This window comes from Enterobacter cloacae complex sp. SHL021, from assembly GCF_049237765.1.
Taxonomy (GTDB): Bacteria; Pseudomonadota; Gammaproteobacteria; order Enterobacterales; family Enterobacteriaceae; genus Enterobacter; species Enterobacter cloacae.
Window position 1 is genome coordinate 51,210 of the sequence record NZ_JBMKJG010000027.1, and the last position, 20,747, is coordinate 71,956.

Genomic DNA, 20,747 nt, shown 5'->3' on the forward strand with positions numbered 1-20,747 from the left:
CTTTACGCCTCCTCTTCGGGAGAAACGATGGCAGGCGTTGGCTGTTGAAATGCCTTTTGCAAAATGTCGAGATTGGTTAACGCTTCTTGCTCGCTGACATAGTTGGCCTTGCCTGAGGAGAGTGTGTCGTAAAGCGCGTCATAAACGCGTCCGTAGTCGCCGGGTACCGCCGACAGTTCCTCCCGGACAGAAAATCCTGCGTCATCGATATACTCCAGCACCGCGCATTCACGATCTTCACCAAACCCTGGGTCCCCTGGCATAATGCCCGCCTTCAGGCTGGTTTCCTGCTGGTCGATACCATAGCGAATAAACGAGCCTCGCGTACCGTGTACCGTGAATCTCGGCGAGGGTATTTTCACCAGATGGCTGGTTTTCACGATCGCGGTCGTCTTCGGGTAATAGAGGTGAACGGTGAAGGCGTCGTCAGGGTTGAGCGGGTTTCTCTGGCGCTGAAGATGGTACCCGACCTGCTGCGGACGCCCCAGCAGGGCGATAATTTGATCGAGCGTATGCACGCCAAGGCCATAAAACGCGCCGTCGAAATAACTGCCGGGACAGGTTTCCGACGCCGGGCGAAAATAGTCAAAATGGCTTTCGATCTCGACAATTTCCCCCAGTTTACCGCTCTCAATCGCCTGTTTCATGGTCAAATAACAGCTATCAAAACGTCGGTTCTGAAACGGAGAGACGGTTAAGCCCTTTTCTCTCGCCAGAGCAAACAGCGTTTTCGCTTCTTCTGGGGTGGTTGTAAAAGGTTTCTCGACCAGCACGTTTTTGCCATGTGCCAGACATAGCCGGGCATACTCAAAATGGCTATCAGGATGGGTGCAGATAACCACCAGCTGAAGCGTATTGTCTTCCAGAATATCCTGCAGCCGGGAGGTAAAACAGATGTGTTGATAGTGCGGCTGCGCTTCAACCTCTGGCTTACGCGCAATATCATAAATACGCTTTACGTTGTATTTATCCTTGCGGCATAAAACATAAGGGAGATGATAGCGCGTGGCGCTTTTACCAAAGCCAATATAGGCGCAGTTAATCATACGGATTCCTTTTTAAAGTATGGCAGGGCGGCATGAATTACCGCCGGTCCATCAAGTTTGCTGAAGTGCTGAGGGTCAAGGGGGATCACCGGGCAGTGGTGATTGATATCCTGAAGAATGGTTTCCTGGAGATACGCGATTTGCGGACCCAGCAATATAAGCTGGGCGTTTTTATATTCATCGACCAGTTTACCTGCATTCACGGCATACACGTTGAGTGTACAATTCTGACTTTCGCAATATTTTCGCATTTTGCTGGCCATCAAAGAGGTCGACATGCCTTCATTGCAGGCCAGAATAATGGTTTTCCCATCCAACCGATGAATATCATTGTCCTCCTGCGGCGTTATTTCTGACTCAGAGGCGAGAGTGTTAATTATCGTTTCATTGCTGCGTTTGATTAACGAACGCTCATAGGCGGTTAGAAAAGGTAAATAGATTACGACCCCAAGCGCTAATAGCAGGATCTGCAAAATGACATTACGAAAATCACCGCCGGATCCGAGCCAGCCAGAAATAAGCGGAGGCACTGACCAGGGAACGTAGGCAACAATTTTTGAGACCCATCCCCAGGCGGTTGCAAAGTACGCGATCGTGAAATTAATCTGCGGATAGAGGATAAAAGGGATCATCATTAACGGGTTGTAGAGCACCGGGAAACCAAAAATGACCGGCTCGTTAATATTAAAAATGCCTGGGGCAATCACCGTTCTGGAAAAGTTACGGTGGCTGGACATATGGCTTCGAACAAACACTGCCAGCAGCAGGGCCAGCGTGCTCCCGGTTCCTCCCATATGACCATACAGATCGCGAAATGGCAGAACGATAATATGGGGTGGGATCTGCCCGCTGGCAAAGGCGGACATGTTCTCCTGCATCGCTACCAGCAAGGGAGGTTCAAGAATGGGATTAATAATCCCACCCGGATGTATCCCCAACGAAAAGAGAAGATTTGTCAGGGTCGTTAACACCAGAAAACCGGATAAATTAGTCGTTAAATGTACCAGCGGCGCCTGGATGAGATGCTGAATCAGCGCCGGGATTTCAGTATGAAGGAAAAGATTAACGCTAAATGCAACCAGCGCGAAAATAGCGACGGTTAGCATAATTGAAAACATCGACTGGAAGGATTGTACCACCATGGAAGGCACATCATCTCCGAGCCGGATCTGTAATTTTTTATTTTTCGAAATCCATAAAAAAAGATTTGTTGATAACACCGCCGTCAGTATTGCCAGAAAGACACCGCCAGCATTGGTACTGCCATAGGAGACCATCCCGGTAAGCCGAACCTGCTGACCATCGGCCAGGGTTTGCACGGTTTCAATGGGCATTAATGCATAAAACACCGCCAGCGCAACCATAGCGGGAATAACTGGCGTAGGGTGTTTTTTCTTACTGGCAATATGATACGCAATTAATATCACCAGCATCAGCGATAAAATATTCATTGTTCCGTTAAGAACGCGCTCGCCAATATTGCGTAGCTGTACCAGGGTGTCAGTGGATAACAGACCGCTCAATATGCCTTTCGGATCGAGAAAAACATAATTAAGCATGATGAAGAGTCCAGCCAGGACAAGGAACGGAACAGTAATAATAAAACTGTCCCGTAGACTTCGAAGATGGACTTCTGATGCCAGCTTTTGCGAGACGTCAGTTATCCGCTCCAGTATTGAAGAGTGGGCCATGCAGATCACCTGTCGAATAGATTAAGTATGTGGCAGTTAATTTCAGTACAGCGTATGCCTGAACTGCCACACATTTAAAACTATATAGTTTTAAATTAAATCTATATAGATCACATTTTGACCGCATCTCTTCCGCGTCAGAGCGCCTATTCGCGCTTCAGCCGCTTCGAATTACACAACCAGAGCGTGATCACCAGCAGCAGGATCGCCGCCGAGTAGATCAGCACATCAAGGGGAGATTTATGATCGACGATGATCAGCCGCACTATCGCGGTGATCCCAATGTAGACAAAATAGCGCAGCGGGAAGTGAAAGCCTGACTGGAAATACTTCACAATCAGGGCGATAAATTCAAAGTAGAGAAAGTAGACCACCAGGCCTTCCACCAGCGCATATTTGCTGGTTTGCTCGGGGGCGAACAGTACATCCGCCAGATGCACCGTCTCTTTACCCAAAAAGACGACCAGGATCAGGCCAAGGCTCAGCAGACCGAGGTTGAGCACGGTCTGGAGGATAGTTGAGATGAACTCAACGCGCGGGCGAGTCAGGGATGTCATACAGCACCTCATTCTCCAGGGCGAGGTTCCTGTATAACGCAAAAATGTGACGTGGATCTATATTTTTTAATTATGTTTTATGTACGGAGGTAACGAATGGAGCGCAGACCTACCGGGGTTCGCAACGTAACCTGTGGTGAAAATGTCACCCTGTATGAGCCCTGCAATCTCTATGACTGCGTGCTTGGCAACGGTGTGTTTATCGGCCCGTTTGTTGAAATTCAGGGCAATACGCGCATTGGCGACGAGAGCAAAATTCAGTCCCACACCTTCATTTGCGAGTACGTCACCCTGGGCGAACGCTGTTTCATTGGCCATGGGGTGATGTTTGCCAACGATATATTTCGCGACGGCAAACCCAATGCTGACCGGAACAGCTGGGGACGCATTACTGTGGGAAATGATGTGTCGATAGGCAGCGGGGCGACCATCCTGGCGGTCTCCATCTGCGACGGGGTGGTGATTGGTGCGGGGAGCGTGGTGACCAAATCCATCACCGAGAAAGGCGTTTATGCGGGAAACCCGGCGAGGCTGCTGCGCCGTCTTTGATTCGCCCGGTGGCGCTGCGCTTACCGGGCCTACAAAATCGTAGGCCGGGCAAACGCAGTGCCGCCCGGCGTGAAGCATCAGCGGAAGTTAATGTTCTTATCACTGGTCATGTCATACAGCTGGAACTTACGCCCCAGCTGCTGGCCCCCGTCGCGTGTCAGCGGCGTCCAGCCAATGGCCGCACGGCTGCGGGTTGGACCGGATGAGAACAGATCCAGCGGAATCGACACATACACCCCTTTGGTGAAGTCCCCTTCCCCGTATTCGTCCGGCGAGACGTTGGTGATGGTGGCGTAACCACCCACCACCACTCCGCTGTCGAAGTGTTTGGAGATATCCAGCGTGCCGCCCTTATCGCCCGCCAGGTACTGGCCCACGCTGGCTTTCACCAGCACGTCCTGGGCGAACGACGGTGTCCAGTAGGCCGTCAGGTGGCCGGTTTTCACGCTATAGTCGGTGAACTTCATCATGTCCTGCGCGCTGCGCCAGTCACGCTGTTTAACGTAGTTAGCATCAATACCAAACGCCCAGTTGCTGTCCACCGGACGATAAAGCACTTCCGCCCCCGCGCCGCCATACATGGTTTCCAGATAACCGCCGTAGACCTGGCCGTAGAAGCCATTGCCGAAGTACTGGAAGTAGTTGGCCTGCAGGTTGTTTACGTAGGCATCGTTCTGCACGTACTCACGCACGCGGGTACGCACGCGCGGCAGCTTCGAGTCGTTCGGCGGGTTAGTGTAGTTGAACTTGTCGTAGTTGTTGGCAATGTTGCCGAACAGGCTGCCGGTGGTCAGCAGGTGGTCGGTCACCCACAGATCCGCCGTTGCCATCACGCCCAACTGGTACATGTAGAAGTTTTCCGGCCCGCCGACAGACTGGTTTAGCACCGGGTCGATGTGGAAATCGAAGCGCGATTTATCGATATACCAGCCCTGCTCGGTCGTCTCCGGCACGATTGGCTCAACGCGTTTTTGTACCAGCTCGGTTTCATGACCCAGCGGCTCGCCCTCCAGATGGCGCTTCAAACTGGCCACGTCCGTTTCCGTCGTCACCTGCGGCAGGTTCAGGCGGTTCTCCGTTACGCGGATCGTGCGGATCCCCTCCGGCAGATCGTTCATGATGATCCGGTTAGCACGTTCGATCCCTTCCCGCGAGTCGCGGTATTTCACCTGCTCACCGGTCACGTACAGCGTATCGCCTTTCACCTGGATTTTCGGATCCGCCAGACCGGCGTTGTACTTCAGCAGCGTCAGTTGGTTGGCCACCACGGAGTGCTGCAGAATGGCATCCTGCGGCTCCGGCTGGTACGCAGGCCGCGCGTTGTCGTTATAGTGCGGCCGCATGTCGTTAAAGTTAGTACGCAGCGTAAAGCCAAACATCACGGTGTTGCCGCGCTCGTAGCTGAGGTTAACGTCGGCCCAATCGGTGACGCGGTAAATGGCGCCGACGTTAAACTTGCTCTTTTGCTCAATCTTTCCGGCGAACTCTTGCGAGTAGTCGTTACCTTCGTACTCCAGCTTCAGGCGCAGCGGCTGCCACGGCGTCTGATACTCCACGCCGCCAAACAGGGCAGCCGGACCGTGGAACATCTGATCACCGTTAATGGAACCCGCTTTCTGATAGCTGTTGTCGCGATAGCAGAATTTGTCGCTGTAGGTGCAGAACGGGTTTTTCACGTTGCCGCTGGTGCCGAGATAGCCCCAGCCAAGCCCCAGCGAGAAGTCAAATGGCCCCCAGGCCTTACTGGCGACAATGTACTCCGCGTCGAACAGGCCGGTACCGCCGATATCTTTGGCCCCCACGGAAACCTGCGGCATCCAGTAGCTCTCTTCCCACAGGCGCAGTTTGAGATCGAAGGCTTTATCTTTGTAGGTCTGATCGCCCGAAAACGCGTCCACGCTGCTGTACTGTTTCGTTCGTACGTCGGTGTAGCGCAGCGTGGTTTCGAGCCATGGGAACAGCTGTACGGATGCAGAATAGTAGCGGTACTGGTCGTTATCACGATAGTTAAGGCTGATTTCCCCTTCTCGCGCCATACGCGCGGTAGGGGTTTGCAGTAAACCGACGCCACCGAAGTCTGACTGAGACGGGCCAATGGGTGCCGGATACGTTTCTGCATGACAGGCGGCACTCACACACAGTGCCAGCATGCTGTAGAGATAGGTCTTTTTCATTATTCCGGTATCCGCTGTGTCAGGGAATGAAGGATATCGGCATTCAGCCCGTCATATGCCTTCGTCCAGAAATGGTCGGCAAAACCGACAAAAATGATGCTGCCTGGCATGGGTTCGACATGCCGCTTGTTCCAGTAGGCAACCGGCGCCTTTTGCGTGTTCCCGTCAGGATAAATCACCCAGGCGTAGCTGTTATCCGCACCACTTAGCAGGCTCTGCTCGTCGAGATAGCTCGCCACGTCGCGGCCAGGAGTAAACGGTTTTTTACCCGGGCTGCTGATAAGCCCCATCACCGTGATGGTGGAAGGCTGCGCCGGGAGCCAGAGCGTGTAATCTCCCTCCAGAGCCGGATTACCTTTTTCCGTCACGCGGACTTCATCCGGATCGAGATTGATGTTTTGTCTTCCGGTAACCTTCAGCGCCAGAAGCTGTTGGCGAAGGCTGTTAATGGCTGCCGCATCGTCGCCGTCTTCCTGCTCTGCTAACCCCGTTAATCTGGCGAGCAGCGCCTTGTGCTTTTGTTCCGCCGCCACCGTTGCCTGCCGCTCAGCGATCACCGCACCTGTCCACCAGCTGTTTGCCAGCCTTGGCTGGCCGACGAGATCAATCAGGTGGCCGGCGTTCGTTAACGTTTTGGGCTGCGTGCTGTCCGGCGTGTAGACCTTCACCGTCCCGGCAGACCAGGCGAGCGGTGTGGCAAAGCTTGCGATCAGCGCAACGCGAATAAGTGTTTTCATGATTTCGCGGCCTTGATCAGCGTGGTTTTAACCGGGAAGAATCCGGCACCCAAATATTGCAGGGACTGGCGGATCTGCCCTTCATCATCCACCCAGAAACGGTTATGCCATGTTGCCCGATCGGTCGTGACCTCTTCATCCAGTACGCGAACCCGGGTTTCGTCGCTGCCTACCCTGACGCTGTCCGTACCGTCCCAGCGGAAGGTAGAGCGGGCGGTGGCGTAACGCACCTGCTTGTGTTCCGTCCAGCCCATTGTCCGCGTCCAGCTTGCCCCGTCGGTGATCTGGTTCGGTTTGCTGAGCGGATCGGCCGCAAGGTTGTTGACCTCAAGAAGGTTATCGCCACCGAGCAGGGTTTTCACAATACGGCTATGTTGCGTCACGATGGTGGCCTGATCCTGCGTCACCCATTTCTGCTGCCCGTTTTCATCGAAAGCGAGCACCACAAACAGTTGCGGACCATCGTTGAGCTGCATGTACTGGCTGGCATACGGCATGTTCTGAAGTTCATCATCGGTCAAATGCACACCCGGCGTACCGAATATGCTGTCCCACAGTGAGTTGCCCAGCCCTTTGGTGGTGGCCGAGCACGCCTGCAACAGCAGGCAAATCAGGATGATTGCAGGTCGCTTCACGACTCTTCTCCGAAGGGGCGAAATAACCACACCGAAGTGTGGTTATGATTAAAACACCCGGAATTACTGGGTGCTGGTCGTCGTAGTGGTCGTGGTTCCGGTATTGGAGCCATCACCGCCACCGGTTGCCGCCAGCGCGACACCCACGGCTGAACTTACGGTGCTGGTGCTGGCCGCGGTAGAACTCCCCGCAGACGCAGACGTCGCTGCCGACCCTGCTGCTTCCCCGACCTGAACCGGAGCTGCATAGACAGATGTCGCCGCAAGTGCAGATATGGCAAAAATGCCATACAGTACTTTCTTCATAACAATTTCCCTTCAATGAATGAATGGAGATTTGCCCGAAAAGAAATTCAGGCGGATTCGAGTATACACAACTAAAGCAGAGGGATTGCCGTACGGATAAATAGAGGAAGGGTTTTCGGACTATTGGATAAATGTGAAGTATAAGAATAATTAACTAATAAATTATTTATTTAAAATCAAATAGATATAATTACATAAGGCGAAAGTAACTCTCCGTATAATCCTAAAATAAACCGCACTCATTAACGGGTTAAAAGGTATTTTCGGATAAAACTCATAACGGGAATTTGAGTTAAATAACAGACATCAGGAATTGTCTGATAAAAAAATGCCGGCATATCGCCGGCACGTTTTTATGACGATTTAATTACGCGCGCCATGCTTTATAACGGTTTATCAAACCATTTGTCGAGCTGTCGTGGCTGCTGATCGCTTTGTCATCACCCAGTTCAGGCAGAATACGGTTCGCCAGCTGTTTACCCAGCTCAACGCCCCACTGATCGAAGGTGAAGATGTTCAGGATTGCGCCCTGCGTGAAGATCTTATGCTCATACAGAGCAATCAGCGCACCCAGGCTGAACGGCGTGATTTCACGCAGCAGGATGGAGTTGGTTGGACGGTTGCCTTCGAACACTTTGAACGGCACAACGTGTTCCAGGGTGGCCGGATCTTTACCCTGGTCACGGTATTCCTGCTCTACCACCTCGCGGGATTTACCAAACGCCAGCGCTTCGGTCTGAGCAAAGAAGTTAGACAGCAGTTTAGGATGGTGATCAGACAGTGGATTATGGGTAATAGCCGGGGCGATGAAATCGCACGGTACCATTTTGGTCCCCTGGTGAATCAGCTGGTAGAACGCGTGCTGACCGTTGGTGCCTGGCTCACCCCAGATGATTGGGCCAGTCTGGTAATCCACCGCGTTGCCGTTACGGTCAACGTATTTACCGTTGGATTCCATATTGCCCTGCTGGAAGTAGGCCGCGAAGCGGTGCATGTACTGGTCGTACGGCAGGATCGCTTCGGTCTCTGCGCCGAAGAAGTTGTTGTACCAGATACCGATCAGCGCCAGCAGCACCGGCAGGTTTTTCTCAGGTGCGGTGGTGGAGAAGTGTTTGTCCATCGCGTGCGCGCCGGAGAGCAACTCAACAAAGTTGTCGAAGCCCACGGAGAGAATGATAGACAGGCCGATCGCAGACCACAGAGAGTAGCGGCCACCGACCCAGTCCCAGAACTCGAACATGTTCGCGGTGTCGATACCGAACTCGCCAACCGCTTTACCGTTGGTGGACAGCGCTGCGAAGTGTTTCGCCACGTGCTTGTTGTCACCTGCGGTTTTCAGGAACCAGTCGCGTGCGCTGTGGGCGTTGGTCATGGTTTCCTGGGTGGTGAAGGTTTTAGAGGCCACCAGGAACAGTGTAGTTTCCGGGTTCACATTCTTCAGCACTTCGGCGATGTGGGTACCATCGACGTTGGAGACAAAGTGCATGTTGAGATGATTTTTGTATGGACGCAGCGCTTCGGTCACCATGAACGGGCCGAGGTCAGAACCGCCGATACCGATGTTCACCACGTCGGTGATGGCTTTGCCGGTGTAGCCTTTCCAGCTTCCGGAGATGATTGCTTCAGAGAAGGCTTTCATCTTTTCCAGCACCGCGTTCACTTCCGGCATCACATCTTTGCCGTCAACGATGATTGGCGTATTGCTACGGTTACGCAGAGCCACATGCAGCACGGCACGGTCTTCGGTACGGTTGATCTTCTCACCGGAGAACATGGATTTGATGGCGTCTGCCAGTTCCGTCTCTTTCGCCAGATCCTGCAGTTTCGCCAGTGTCTCTTCGGTGATGCGGTTTTTGGAGAAATCCACCAGCATCAGATCATCGAAGGTCGCGGAGAATTTGTTGAAACGATCGGCATCTTTCGCGAACAGCTCCGCGATGGTGACGTCTTTCATTTCATCAAAATGTTTTTGTAGTGCCTGCCAGGCAGCGGTCTGCGTTGGGTTGATGTTTTTCATTAGCAATACTCTTCTGATTTGAGAATTGTGACTGCGGTCGATTGTAGCGCCTGCAAATAAAAATTGTGATGGTTTTTATGCCATTGCCCTGGCCTGCATCAAACGCAGGTGAAAAGACCCGAAAAGTATAGCTGCTGACGCGCCCACCCGTGGCGGCGAAATGTCGGTCAAAACCGTGGAAAACGAAGCATAAAATATGGCCCTGTTATAAGTCCTGTTTCTCAGGGGTACCCCCCCATGAAAAATCCGCATAATCCCGGCATTGACAGGACCTCCCCCGCATTTTATTTATAGGGCCGTATTTTGCGCCTGCACCTGTTTTCGTTTCATTCTTGTGCCATGGTCGCTTTATTCATTCCCTGACACGAGGTTGTTATGACGAGTTTTGTGGTCGCCAAGTTTGGCGGCACCAGTGTGGCAGATTACGATGCCATGAACCGCAGCGCCGATGTGGTGCTGGCCGATCCGAATACCCGCCTGGTAGTGCTTTCTGCCTCTGCTGGCGTGACGAACCTGCTGGTTTCTCTGTCTGAAGGGCTGGAGGCCACCGAGCGCTTCGTTAAGCTGGACGCACTGCGCAAAATTCAGTTCGATATCCTTGAACGTCTGCAGAACCCGAACGTGATCCGTGAAGAAGTGGAGCGTCTGCTGGAAAATATCACCACGCTGGCAGAAGCGGCTTCTCTGGCCACCTCCACCGCCCTGACCGATGAGCTGGTCAGCCACGGTGAGCTCATGTCCACCCTGCTGTTTGTTGAAATCATGCGTGAACGTAACGTTCAGGCACAGTGGTTCGACGTGCGTAAAATCATGCGCACCAGCGATCGCTTTGGCCGCGCCGAGCCGGACGTGGAAGCGCTGGCCGAGTTGACCAATCAGCAACTGGTTCCACGCCTGGATGAGGGTATCGTGATCACCCAGGGCTTTATCGGCAGCGAAGCCAAAGGACGCACCACCACGCTTGGCCGTGGCGGCAGTGATTACACCGCGGCACTGTTGGGTGAAGCGCTGCATGCGACCCGTGTGGATATCTGGACTGACGTCCCGGGGATTTACACCACCGATCCACGCGTCGTCTCTGCGGCAAAACGTATTGATGTGATTGCGTTTGAAGAAGCGGCGGAAATGGCGACCTTCGGTGCGAAAGTGCTGCACCCGGCAACGCTGCTGCCTGCCGTGCGTAGTGATATCCCGGTCTTCGTCGGTTCAAGTAAAGATCCGAAAGCGGGCGGTACGCTGGTGTGCAAGAAAACCGAAAATCCACCGCTGTTCCGCGCGCTGGCCCTGCGCCGTAAGCAAACGCTGGTTACGCTGCACAGCCATAATATGCTGCACTCGCGCGGCTTCCTGGCGGAAGTGTTTGGCATCCTGGCGCGTCATAACATCTCCGTGGATCTGATCACCACCTCCGAAGTGAGTATCGCACTGACGCTGGACACCACAGGTTCAACCTCAACGGGTGACACCCTGCTGACGCAGTCGCTGCTGATTGAGCTGTCAGAACTGTGCCGCGTGGAAGTAGAAGAAAACCTGGCGCTGGTGGCCATCATCGGTAATAAGCTGTCGCGCGCCTGTGGCGTGGGCAAAGAGGTCTTCGGTGTGCTCGACCCGTTCAATATCCGCATGATTTGCTACGGTGCCTCCAGCTACAACCTCTGCTTCCTGGTGCCTGCTGAGCAGGCAGAACAGGTGGTGCAGAAACTTCATCAGAATTTGTTTGAATAAAATTCGTTAGCACGATAAACAATATCTATAAGCCGGGCACAGACCCGGCTTTTTTATAACTAAACAACACGACAATACTGCAAGGAATATCTATGTTATCCGCCATCACCCGGCTGTTCCCGTTATGGGCGCTGCTGCTCTCCATACTCGCGTATTACACCCCCACTACGTTCACGGGCATTGGTCCGTGGGTGACTACGTTGCTGATGCTGATTATGTTCGGCATGGGTGTGCATCTAAAAATCGACGACTTTAAACGCGTGCTCTCACGCCCGGCTCCGGTTGCTGCAGGGATTTTCCTGCACTACCTGGTGATGCCCCTTGCGGCCTGGCTGCTGGCAATGGCCTTTAAGATGCCACCCGACCTCTCCGCCGGGATGGTGCTGGTGGGCAGCGTGGCCAGCGGAACCGCCTCCAATGTCATGATCTATCTGGCAAAAGGCGATGTGGCGCTCTCCGTAACCATCTCTTCGGTATCCACGCTGGTGGGCGTGATTGCCACGCCGCTGCTAACACGCCTGTACGTTGACGCCCATATTCAGGTGGACGTGATGGGAATGCTGCTGAGCATTTTGCAAATCGTGGTGATCCCGATCGCGTTGGGCCTTGTCATTCACCACCTGTTCCCGCGCGTGGTAAAAGCCGTTGAGCCCTATCTGCCTGCGTTTTCGATGGTCTGTATTCTGGCCATCATCAGCGCCGTGGTGGCCGGTTCTGCGTCGCACATTGCATCCGTGGGCTTTGTCGTGATTATCGCGATAGTGTTGCATAACACCATTGGCCTGCTGGGCGGATACTGGGGCGGGAAACTGTTTGGCTTCGATGAATCCACCTGTCGGACGCTGGCAATTGAAGTAGGGATGCAGAACTCCGGTCTGGCAGCGGCACTCGGGAAAATTTACTTCTCGCCGCTGGCGGCTCTGCCTGGTGCGCTCTTCTCGGTCTGGCATAACCTGTCCGGTTCGCTGCTGGCGGGATACTGGTCCGGCAAACCGATAGAAGAAAAACCACAGGAAACAGACGAATATCGTCTTTAACAGTCGGGTGGCGCTACGCTAACCCGACCTACACTCTCCGCACGTGCAAGCCGGGGAAAAAAGGGGCTTAACGCCCCTTCTTTTTACGTCCCGGTTGCGTAAAGCGTTTACCCGCGGGCTTGCCTCGCCCTTTCTCTTCCGACTGCGGTGCTTTCACGACCGGGCGTTTAATCGCCTGAGTTTTCGGTTTGGCTTTGGCCTTCGGCTTTGCTTCAGACGAGGAGTTCTCGATAAGCTTAAACAGCTCGATCAGTTCATCATCGGTTAAATCACGCCACTCGCCCAGCGGGATACCGGACAGGCTGACGTTCATGATGCGCGTGCGTTCCAGCTTCGTCACTTCATAACCGAAGTATTCGCACATACGGCGGATCTGACGATTCAGGCCCTGCACCAGGGTAATGCGGAACGCGAACGGCGCTTCTTTCTTCACCTTACACTTTTTCGTGACGGTACCGAGGATGGGTACACCGGCGCCCATGCCGCGAATAAATTCGTCCGTGACCGGCTTATTCACCGTCACAATATACTCTTTCTCGTGGTCATTCCCGGCACGCAGAATCTTATTCACCAGATCGCCGTGGTTAGTGAGGAAAATCAGCCCCTGCGAGTCTTTATCCAGACGGCCAATCGGGAAGATACGGCTGCTGTGGTTAACGAAATCAACGATGTTGTCCCGCTCGCCATCTTCTGTGGTGCTGACAATCCCAACCGGTTTATTCAACGCGATAAACACCAGGTCTTCTGCATCACGCGGTTCGATGAGCTGACCATTCACTTTAACCACGTCGCCAGGCATCACCTGGTCACCAATAGTGGCGCGTTTGCCGTTGAGGAACACATTACCTTGTTCGATGTAACGGTCCGCCTCGCGACGTGAGCAGATCCCGCTCTCGCTAATGTATTTGTTTAATCGGGTTGATTGAGTTGGCAGCATAGTTTCTCCTGTGAAGGCGAAATATACCTTACCTTGCGGCTGACAAAAAAGTCCTAGTAACCGTTGATCAGAAAATCAAGTGCATCCCGCAATGAAGCACTGTTGTCAGTGAGATCGGCAACACGTTCACCTAACTCTTTTGAAGATATGCCTGACAGCATATGCATCATGACAACGCAGGGCTTACCCGCGATTTCAACGACAGGGCACACTTTCGCAGGCGGACGAATGCCGCCCAGCAGGCTTAATTCAACGGCGGGAGCGACAAGTATATGTTTCATCACATTAGCAACAGGGTGCTGCATATTAATAAGCCATGGATAGGCTTTTCTCCCATTGCCTTCATTCTCATAAGCAAAATATTGCTCCATCAGAACGACCTCTGAAAATCACTAAAGGAGCCGTTTTCATCAACCCACTGGTTGATGGCCTCTATAGACGCTTTATTTTCTGCTAACCACTCTGCGCGCTGATGCGCACGAAACTGCTCCTGTAGAGCGGTAGTGAGTACAGCAGAGAGATTGAGTTTAAGCCGTCGCGCTTCTTCAAGAATTTCAGGTGCTAACGAGACATTGACCGATTTTTTAATGCCATGGGTAGTGCGCATGAGAACCCCCATTGGAATGCGCATGAATTGGCGAAGTGTAGCGTAATAAACGAGCATTTTCTATTCCCTTCAAAATATAAGGTCTGAAGAGTAAATTGCTCTTTATAAAGCGTCACGCCTCGCAAATGGGTTTTGCGAGGCGCTTTCAGAGATTAATACTCATCCCGCTCGTCATCTTCATCCGGTTGTTCCATCACGCTGTACGCCACCGCACAGAACAATGAGTTAAGGCGTTTCATATCCCCCAGTAGCCCCAGGTGCAGGGAGCTGGTTTCGATACTCTGCACGTTCTGCTGGTGCAGACGTTCCACGTGGGCGTGCGAGTAGCGGCGGTTGAGGATACGGAAGCGATGCTTGTTGCGGCGCAGACGGCGTGCGCTCGGCACATCGCTGGAGAAGAAGACCAGCATCGCCAGCTTCAGGTTGCTAAGAAGTTGTTCGTGCAGGGCTTCCAGCTCCTTCAGCCCTTCGACGGAGAACGCACGGCGGGCAGCCAGAGATTTGTCAGCAATTTCACTGCCCATCCGCTCCACAATATCCGAAGCCTGCTCAAGGTTAAGCGACATCTCAATGATTTCCGCCCAGCGGCGGGACTCCTCTTCCGCCAGTTCATCCTGCGGGATGCGCGCCAGATAGAGCTTGATAGCGGTATAAAGCACGTTGATATCATCCGCCAGCCGGCGCAGCTCTTTCTCTTCCCGCGGCTCGCCGTGCATCACCTTTTGCAGGCCTTCGAGCATGGTTTCCATCGCATCACCCATGCGCAGCGTCTCGCGGGCGGCATTGGCCAGCGCCAGCGCAGGAGTATCCAGCGCGGAGGTATCCAGATGCTTCGGTTTCAGGCGCGCATCCAGCTCCGGTTCATCGCGTATAAGCCGTTCACAGAAGCGCGCCATCGGTTCGGCAAACGGCACCATCGCCAGGCAGCGCACCAGGTTGTAGAAGACGTGGAAGTAGATCACCAGCTCTGCCTTCGGCAGAGAGAGGTTGTCCATCAGGTTCGCCAGTGGGTGCACAAACGGCAGAATAATCAGGCTGCCCACCAGCTTAAACAGCAGACTGCCGAGCGCCACGCGGCGGGCGGCAGCATTGGCAGCGCTGTTATTGAGCATCGCCAGCAGGCCCGAGCCGAGGTTAGCCCCGATCACCAGACACAGTGCGACCGGGAAGGAGATCGCCCCTGCGGCGGTGAGCGTGGCCGTCAGCAGCACCGCCGCCAGGCTGGAATAACTGACGATGGCAAACACCGCGCCGATGAGCGCATCCAGCATAATATCGCCGGTTAACGAGGCGAAGATAACCTGCACACCGTTGGCTTCGGTAATGGGCGTGACCGCCTGCACAATCAGCTCCAGCGCCAGCAGAATCAGCCCGAGGCCAATCCCCACGCGTCCAAGCTGACCAGCGCGCGTCTGCTTACGTCCAAGGAAAAAGATGACCCCGATAAATATCAGCAGCGGCGACAGCCAGGAGAGATCGAAAGTCAGGATACGAGCCATCAGCGCGGTACCCACGTCAGCGCCCAGCACAATAACCAGTGCAGGGGCCAGCGCCACCAGATCCTGAGCGACAAACGATGTCACGAGCAATGTGGTCGCATTACTGCTCTGAACCAGCGCCGTTACGCCAATACCCGCGCAGAAGGCGAGCGGTTTCTTCTCCACGCTGCTGCTGAGAACAGTACGTAAACGTGCGCCAAATACGCGCATCACGCCGGTACGGACAATATGGGTGCCCCAGACCAGCAGTGCGACTGCCGAGAGCAGATGTAACAGGGTCAGCACGGAAGGTTATCCTCCTTATCGTTATTCGTTTTCCTTAGGTCAGTATAAGGGTTTAAACGTAAGAAAGAGACAGGGCGCTCAATGAGCGCCCTGTTAGTTGTAAGGAAAAGTGACGTCAGTCGGCGTCGTAGCCGAGATTCGGCGCTAACCAACGCTCCACTTCTGAGACGCTCATGCCTTTACGCAGTGCATAATCTTCAATCTGATCGCGCTGCAGCTGCGCCACGGCAAAGTATTTGCTGTCCGGATGGCTGAAGTACCAGCCGGATACCGATGCCCCAGGCCACATCGCGAAAGATTCGGTCAGTTTCATTCCGGTATGGGCCTCAACGTCCAGCAGCTGCCAGATGGTGCCCTTTTCGGTATGTTCCGGACAGGCCGGGTAGCCGGGTGCCGGGCGGATCCCCTGGTAGTTTTCGCGGATCAGCTCCTCATTGCTGAGATTTTCATTCGCCGCGTAGCCCCAGTAAACCTTGCGTACGCGCTCATGCAGATACTCTGCGAACGCTTCCGCCAGACGATCGGCAATCGCTTTGACCATGATTTTGTTGTAATCATCGTGCTGCGCTTCAAAGGCATCCGCCAGGGCGTCCTCTTCCAGACCGCCGGTCACGGCGAAGGCACCGATGTAGTCGGCTTTACCACTCAGCTTCGGCGCAACAAAATCGGCCAGACAGTAGTTGGCAAACCCGACCTTTTCGGTTTGCTGGCGCAGGTGATGGCTTACGGTTAGCACGTGAGTGCGCGTCTCATCGCGATAAATTTCGATGTCGTCGCCCACGCGGTTAGCCGGGAACAGCCCCACCACGCCGCGCGGGTTAAGGGCTTTCTCGGCGCTGAGTTTGTCGAGCATGTCGTTAGCGTCTTTAAACAGGCGCTTCGCCTCTTCGCCGACAACCTCATCTTCCAGGATGCGCGGATATTTGCCTGCCAGCGACCAGGTCATAAAGAATGGTGTCCAGTCGATGTAGTTGCGCAGCGTTTCGATGCTGGCGGTCACCTCCTGCACGCCCAGGCGATGGGCAACTGGCGGCGTATAGCTCGCCCAGTCAAACGCCAGATCGTTATCGCGCGCCGCCTGAAGCGTCACCGGTGGGGTGCGCGGTTTCTTGCGGGCATGCTGAATGCGGACGGTTTCGTACTCTTTGCGGGTCCGGGCCACAAAGTCATCGCGCTGGGTGTCGGAGAGCAGCGCTGAGACCACGCCCACGGTGCGAGAGGCGTTCTGTACATAGACCGTCGGGCCGCTGTAGTTCTGCTCAATCTTCACCGCAGTATGCGCTTTTGAGGTGGTCGCCCCGCCAATCAGCAGCGGAATGGTGAAGCCCTGACGCTCCATCTCTTTCGCCACGTTAACCATCTCGTCGAGCGACGGGGTAATCAGCCCCGAAAGGCCAATCAGGTCAGCATTGACTTCGCGCGCGGTCCTGAGGATTTTATCCGCCGGCACCATTACACCAAGGTCAATAATCTCGTAGTTATTGCACTGTAGCACCACACCGACAATGTTCTTTCCGATGTCATGCACGTCGCCCTTCACGGTGGCGATAACCATTTTACCGTTGCTGGAGCCCTGCTCTTTGCTGGCTTCGATGAACGGCTCCAGATACGCCACGGCCTGCTTCATCACGCGCGCGGACTTAACCACCTGCGGCAGGAACATCTTGCCCTCGCCGAACAGATCGCCCACCACGTTCATGCCGTCCATCAGCGGCCCTTCGATAACCTCGATGGGCCGGGCGGCCTGCTGGCGCGCCTCTTCGGTATCCTGCTCGATAAATTCGGTGATGCCTTTTACAAGCGAATATTCCAGCCGCTTCTTGACATCCCAGCTACGCCACTCGGCCTGCTGGACGTTGGCAGCGTCGTCCGATTTGCTACCGCGGTATTTTTCTGCCAGATCGAGCAGCCGCTCGGTGGCGTCGTCACGGCGGTTGAGGATCACATCTTCCACCGCGTCGCGCAGTTCTGCGGGCAGATCGTCATAAATCGCCAGCTGTCCGGCGTTGACGATCCCCATATCCATCCCGTTGCGGATGGCGTAGTAGAGGAATACGGCGTGGATCGCTTCACGTACCGGGTCGTTGCCGCGGAACGAGAACGACACGTTCGAGACGCCGCCGGAGATCAGCGCATGCGGCAGCTCACGTTTGATGTCTTCACACGCGCCGATAAAGTCCTGGGCGTAGTTATTGTGCTCTTCAATCCCGGTGGCGACGGCGAAGATGTTCGGGTCAAAGATGATGTCTTCCGGCGGGAAGCCCACCTCTTCGGTCAGGATCTTGTACGCACGGCGGCAAATCTCAATTTTGCGCTCGCGGGTGTCCGCCTGGCCCACTTCATCAAAGGCCATCACCACCACGGCCGCGCCGTAGCGGCGCACCATCTTCGCGTGGTGAATAAAGATATCGACCCCTTCTTTCATTGAGATGGAGTTGACGATACCTTTGCCCTGAATGCACTTCAGCCCTTTTTCGATTACTTCCCATTTGGAGGAGTCAATCATGATCGGCACGCGAGCGATATCCGGCTCGCCGGCGATCAGGTTGAGGAAACGTACCATCGCCGCCTCGGCGTCGAGCATCCCCTCATCCATGTTGATGTCGATGATCTGCGCGCCGCTTTCTACCTGCTGGCGGGCAACGTCAAGCGCTTCACTGTACTTCTCTTCTTTGATCAGGCGTTTGAATTTAGCGGAACCGGTGACGTTGGTACGTTCCCCAACGTTCACAAACAGGCTGTCGTCACCGATGGTCAACGGCTCAAGGCCGGAGAGACGGCAGGCAACCGGCAGCTCGGGCAGTTTACGCGGCGGCAAACCGGCCACGGCATTGCTCATGGCGGTGATGTGCTCCGGCGTGGTACCGCAGCAGCCGCCAACGATATTCAGGAAACCGGATTCGGCCCATTCGCGGATCTGCGCCGCCATGGTGTCCGCATCCAGATCATATTCGCCAAAGGCGTTTGGCAGACCGGCGTTCGGGTGTGCGGTGACGTAGCATTCCGCAATGCGTGACAGTTCCTGCACATACTGGCGCAGCTCATCCGGACCCAGCGCGCAGTTCAGGCCGAAGGAGAGCGCTTCCGCGTGGCGCAAGGAGTTATAAAACGCTTCGGTGGTCTGCCCGGACAGGGTACGACCAGAGGCATCGGTAATGGTGCCGGAAATCATGATTGGCAGCTCGACGCCCAGCGCCTCGAACTCCTCTTTCACCGCGTAAATCGCGGCTTTGGCATTGAGGGTATCGAAAACCGTTTCAATCAGGATCAGGTCGGAACCGCCTTCCACCAGCGCTTTTGTTGATTCACGGTAGGCTGCCACCAGCTGGTCAAAGGTGATGTTACGAAACGCCGGGTCGTTTACGTCCGGTGAAATAGAGGCGGTGCGGTTGGTTGGGCCGAGCACCCCGGCAACGTAGCGCGGTTTCTCCGGCGTGCGCGCCGTCCACGCGTCGGCACAGGCGCGGGCCAGTTTCGCCGCCTCATAGTTTATCTCCGCCGACAGGGATTCCATCTGGTAATCCGCCATGGCGATGGTTGTCGAGTTGAAGGTGTTGGTTTCAACGATATCCGCCCCCGCTTCGAAGTAGGCGTTGTGGATATCCGCAATCACCTGCGGTTTGCTTAATACCAGCAGGTCATTGTTACCTTTGAGATCGCATGGCCAGTCCGCAAAACGTTCGCCACGGAAATCGTCTTCACTGAGGCGATAGCTCTGGATCATGGTGCCCATGCCGCCGTCCAGCACCAGAATTCGTTCATTTAACTGCGCACGCAGTTGCTCTACTTTGCTGCTCACACTTGCTCCCGACAACGCTCAACCAGGCCAAAAGGCTGCGGTCCATACTGGCACAATCTTGCAGGGTGGAAAAGTCACACGGCGGTAACATGAGACATGTTCACTATCACTCATCCGATCAGTCAGGATAACGGTTGCAAAATCACCAAATAAAACGAAAATGATTTCCACGATACAGAAAAAGGAGATCGTCATGGTCACGACCGTTCCCGCGAAACGCGGCAGAAAACCTGCTGCCACCCCCGCCGCACAACAGGGTGGACAGGTTCAATCGCTTACACGCGGTTTGAAGCTGCTGGAATGGATAGCCGAGTCGCACAGCAGCGTGGCCCTGACGGAGCTGGCCCAACAGGCTGGTTTGCCGAACTCCACTACGCACAGGCTGCTGACCACCATGCAACAGCTTGGCTTTGTGCGTCAGGTTGGCGAGCTGGGGCACTGGGCAGTCGGCGCCCATGCGTTCATCGTCGGTAGCAGCTTCCTGCAAAGCCGCAACCTGCTGGCGATTGTGCACCCTATCCTGCGCAAATTAATGGAAGAGTCGGGCGAGACCGTGAATCTGGCCGTGCTCGACCAGAGCGATCATCAGGCGATCATCATTGACCAGGTACAGTGTACCCAGCTGATGCGTATGTCAGCCCCCATTGGCGGTAAGCTGCCGATGCACGCGTCCGGCGCGGGGAAAGCCTTTCTGTCGCAGCTGAGCGAGGAACAGGTGACGGGGCTGCTGCACCGTAAAGGGCTGCACGCCTATACCCACGCCACGCTGGTTTCACCGGTACATCTGAAAGAAGATCTGGCGTTGACCCGTAAGCGCGGCTATTCGTTTGACGACGAGGAGCACGCCCTGGGCCTGCGCTGCATTGCAGCCTGTATCTTTGACGAGCATCGCGAACCGTTTGCCGCTATCTCCATCTCGGGGCCGATTTCCCGTATGACCGACGATCGCGTCACCGAGCTGGGTGCGCTGGTGATTAAGGCAGCGAAAGAGGTCACCCTGGCGTATGGTGGGATTCGCTAGGATTGAGTGCGGTCTGTTGCCCTCACCCCGGCCCTCTCCCACAGGGCTGAGGGTTCCCCAGAAAAATGAAAAGCACGATGAAGTGTGATCTACTGGTTGCGCTAACAAATCAGAAGAGACCTCAT

17 protein-coding genes are annotated in these 20,747 nt (G+C 54.7%); 4 read left to right on the forward strand and 13 right to left on the reverse strand.

The genetic code is table 11. The annotated features are described in order from the left end of the window. Positions 1–2 precede the first annotated feature (2 nt). The 3 genes from ACOTZF_RS21850 to psiE form a co-directional block, all read right to left on the reverse strand. Positions 3–1,046, reverse strand: a complete 1,044-nt coding sequence (locus ACOTZF_RS21850) for an oxidoreductase (RefSeq protein ID WP_129317933.1) — start codon at positions 1,044–1,046, stop codon at positions 3–5. Further along, positions 1,043–2,737 carry a PTS transporter subunit EIIC gene (locus ACOTZF_RS21855; protein ID WP_114519487.1) on the reverse strand — a complete coding sequence of 565 codons (1,695 nt, stop codon included), beginning with the start codon at positions 2,735–2,737 and terminating at the stop codon, positions 1,043–1,045. Before ACOTZF_RS21855 ends, ACOTZF_RS21850 begins: the two co-directional genes overlap by 4 nt. A gap of 146 nt (positions 2,738–2,883) precedes the next feature. Further along, positions 2,884–3,294, reverse strand: a complete 411-nt coding sequence (gene psiE / locus ACOTZF_RS21860; RefSeq protein ID WP_000202963.1) for a phosphate-starvation-inducible protein PsiE — start codon at positions 3,292–3,294, stop codon at positions 2,884–2,886. A gap of 96 nt (positions 3,295–3,390) precedes the next feature. Here psiE and ACOTZF_RS21865 point away from each other — a divergent pair, with 96 nt between their 5' ends. Next, positions 3,391–3,843, forward strand: a complete 453-nt coding sequence (locus tag ACOTZF_RS21865; RefSeq protein ID WP_129317932.1) for an acyltransferase — start codon at positions 3,391–3,393, stop codon at positions 3,841–3,843. A 77-nt stretch (positions 3,844–3,920) separates the two neighbouring features. On the opposite strand, the gene ACOTZF_RS21870 is transcribed toward ACOTZF_RS21865, so the two are convergent. The 5 genes from ACOTZF_RS21870 to pgi all read right to left on the reverse strand — a co-directional run bounded on the left by ACOTZF_RS21870 (position 3,921) and on the right by pgi (position 9,712). Beyond that, positions 3,921–6,017: a YjbH domain-containing protein gene (locus ACOTZF_RS21870; protein WP_029882648.1), complete on the reverse strand. Its 2,097-nt coding sequence runs from the start codon at positions 6,015–6,017 to the stop codon at positions 3,921–3,923. Continuing rightward, positions 6,017–6,754, reverse strand: a complete 738-nt coding sequence (locus ACOTZF_RS21875; protein WP_072200518.1) for a capsule biosynthesis GfcC D2 domain-containing protein — start codon at positions 6,752–6,754, stop codon at positions 6,017–6,019. Before ACOTZF_RS21875 ends, ACOTZF_RS21870 begins: the two co-directional genes overlap by 1 nt. After that, positions 6,751–7,389, reverse strand: a complete 639-nt coding sequence (locus ACOTZF_RS21880; protein ID WP_013095035.1) for a YjbF family lipoprotein — start codon at positions 7,387–7,389, stop codon at positions 6,751–6,753. Before ACOTZF_RS21880 ends, ACOTZF_RS21875 begins: the two co-directional genes overlap by 4 nt. Positions 7,390–7,452: 63 nt before the next feature. Then, complete coding sequence (yjbE, locus tag ACOTZF_RS21885) at positions 7,453–7,695, reverse strand: exopolysaccharide production protein YjbE (protein ID WP_013095034.1); 243 nt, start codon at positions 7,693–7,695, stop codon at positions 7,453–7,455. Between the two features lie 367 nt (positions 7,696–8,062). Beyond that, a complete protein-coding gene (gene pgi, locus ACOTZF_RS21890) occupies positions 8,063–9,712 on the reverse strand; it encodes a glucose-6-phosphate isomerase (protein ID WP_020686615.1) in 1,650 nt (549 codons plus the stop codon). A gap of 375 nt (positions 9,713–10,087) precedes the next feature. On the opposite strand from pgi, the gene lysC reads away from it, so the two are divergent. Next, positions 10,088–11,437 (forward strand): lysine-sensitive aspartokinase 3, encoded by a 1,350-nt coding sequence (lysC, locus tag ACOTZF_RS21895; RefSeq protein ID WP_013095032.1) that lies wholly within the window; start codon positions 10,088–10,090, stop codon positions 11,435–11,437. Between the two features lie 92 nt (positions 11,438–11,529). Continuing rightward, positions 11,530–12,474, forward strand: a complete 945-nt coding sequence (panS, locus tag ACOTZF_RS21900) for a ketopantoate/pantoate/pantothenate transporter PanS (protein WP_023621412.1) — start codon at positions 11,530–11,532, stop codon at positions 12,472–12,474. A gap of 67 nt (positions 12,475–12,541) precedes the next feature. Here panS and rluF read toward each other — a convergent pair whose 3' ends face one another. From rluF to metH, 5 genes are all read right to left on the reverse strand, one after another. Further along, positions 12,542–13,411: a 23S rRNA pseudouridine(2604) synthase RluF gene (gene rluF, locus ACOTZF_RS21905; RefSeq protein ID WP_023621411.1), complete on the reverse strand. Its 870-nt coding sequence runs from the start codon at positions 13,409–13,411 to the stop codon at positions 12,542–12,544. Between the two features lie 53 nt (positions 13,412–13,464). Further along, entirely contained in the window at positions 13,465–13,782 is a 318-nt protein-coding gene (locus tag ACOTZF_RS21910; RefSeq protein ID WP_038980792.1) for a CcdB family protein, read from the reverse strand. Beyond that, the gene (locus tag ACOTZF_RS21915) at positions 13,782–14,075 is read right to left on the reverse strand and encodes a type II toxin-antitoxin system CcdA family antitoxin (RefSeq protein WP_020686614.1); all 294 of its coding nucleotides are present in this window, start codon (positions 14,073–14,075) and stop codon (positions 13,782–13,784) included. The genes ACOTZF_RS21910 and ACOTZF_RS21915 overlap by 1 nt, the downstream gene beginning before the upstream one ends. A 95-nt stretch (positions 14,076–14,170) precedes the next feature. Then, entirely contained in the window at positions 14,171–15,802 is a 1,632-nt protein-coding gene (locus ACOTZF_RS21920; protein ID WP_013095027.1) for a Na/Pi cotransporter family protein, read from the reverse strand. A 115-nt stretch (positions 15,803–15,917) separates the two neighbouring features. After that, positions 15,918–19,601 (reverse strand): methionine synthase, encoded by a 3,684-nt coding sequence (gene metH, locus ACOTZF_RS21925; RefSeq protein ID WP_058650685.1) that lies wholly within the window; start codon positions 19,599–19,601, stop codon positions 15,918–15,920. Positions 19,602–19,794: 193 nt separating this feature from the next. Between metH and iclR the strand changes: the two genes are divergently transcribed. Continuing rightward, a complete protein-coding gene (gene iclR / locus ACOTZF_RS21930) occupies positions 19,795–20,622 on the forward strand; it encodes a glyoxylate bypass operon transcriptional repressor IclR (RefSeq protein WP_013095025.1) in 828 nt (275 codons plus the stop codon). Positions 20,623–20,747 lie beyond the last annotated feature (125 nt).

Coding starts and splice junctions, on each gene's coding strand:
- ACOTZF_RS21870 (WP_029882648.1), bottom strand. CDS start 6,017: ATGAAAAAGACCTATCTCTACAGCATGCTGGCACTGTGTGTGAGTGCC.
- ACOTZF_RS21875 (WP_072200518.1), bottom strand. CDS start 6,754: ATGAAAACACTTATTCGCGTTGCGCTGATCGCAAGCTTTGCCACACCG.
- ACOTZF_RS21865 (WP_129317932.1), top strand. CDS start 3,391: ATGGAGCGCAGACCTACCGGGGTTCGCAACGTAACCTGTGGTGAAAAT.
- psiE (WP_000202963.1), bottom strand. CDS start 3,294: ATGACATCCCTGACTCGCCCGCGCGTTGAGTTCATCTCAACTATCCTC.
- pgi (WP_020686615.1), bottom strand. CDS start 9,712: ATGAAAAACATCAACCCAACGCAGACCGCTGCCTGGCAGGCACTACAA.
- iclR (WP_013095025.1), top strand. CDS start 19,795: ATGGTCACGACCGTTCCCGCGAAACGCGGCAGAAAACCTGCTGCCACC.
- ACOTZF_RS21850 (WP_129317933.1), bottom strand. CDS start 1,046: ATGATTAACTGCGCCTATATTGGCTTTGGTAAAAGCGCCACGCGCTAT.
- ACOTZF_RS21915 (WP_020686614.1), bottom strand. CDS start 14,075: ATGCTCGTTTATTACGCTACACTTCGCCAATTCATGCGCATTCCAATG.
- ACOTZF_RS21910 (WP_038980792.1), bottom strand. CDS start 13,782: ATGGAGCAATATTTTGCTTATGAGAATGAAGGCAATGGGAGAAAAGCC.
- yjbE (WP_013095034.1), bottom strand. CDS start 7,695: ATGAAGAAAGTACTGTATGGCATTTTTGCCATATCTGCACTTGCGGCG.
- panS (WP_023621412.1), top strand. CDS start 11,530: ATGTTATCCGCCATCACCCGGCTGTTCCCGTTATGGGCGCTGCTGCTC.
- ACOTZF_RS21855 (WP_114519487.1), bottom strand. CDS start 2,737: ATGGCCCACTCTTCAATACTGGAGCGGATAACTGACGTCTCGCAAAAG.
- lysC (WP_013095032.1), top strand. CDS start 10,088: ATGACGAGTTTTGTGGTCGCCAAGTTTGGCGGCACCAGTGTGGCAGAT.
- rluF (WP_023621411.1), bottom strand. CDS start 13,411: ATGCTGCCAACTCAATCAACCCGATTAAACAAATACATTAGCGAGAGC.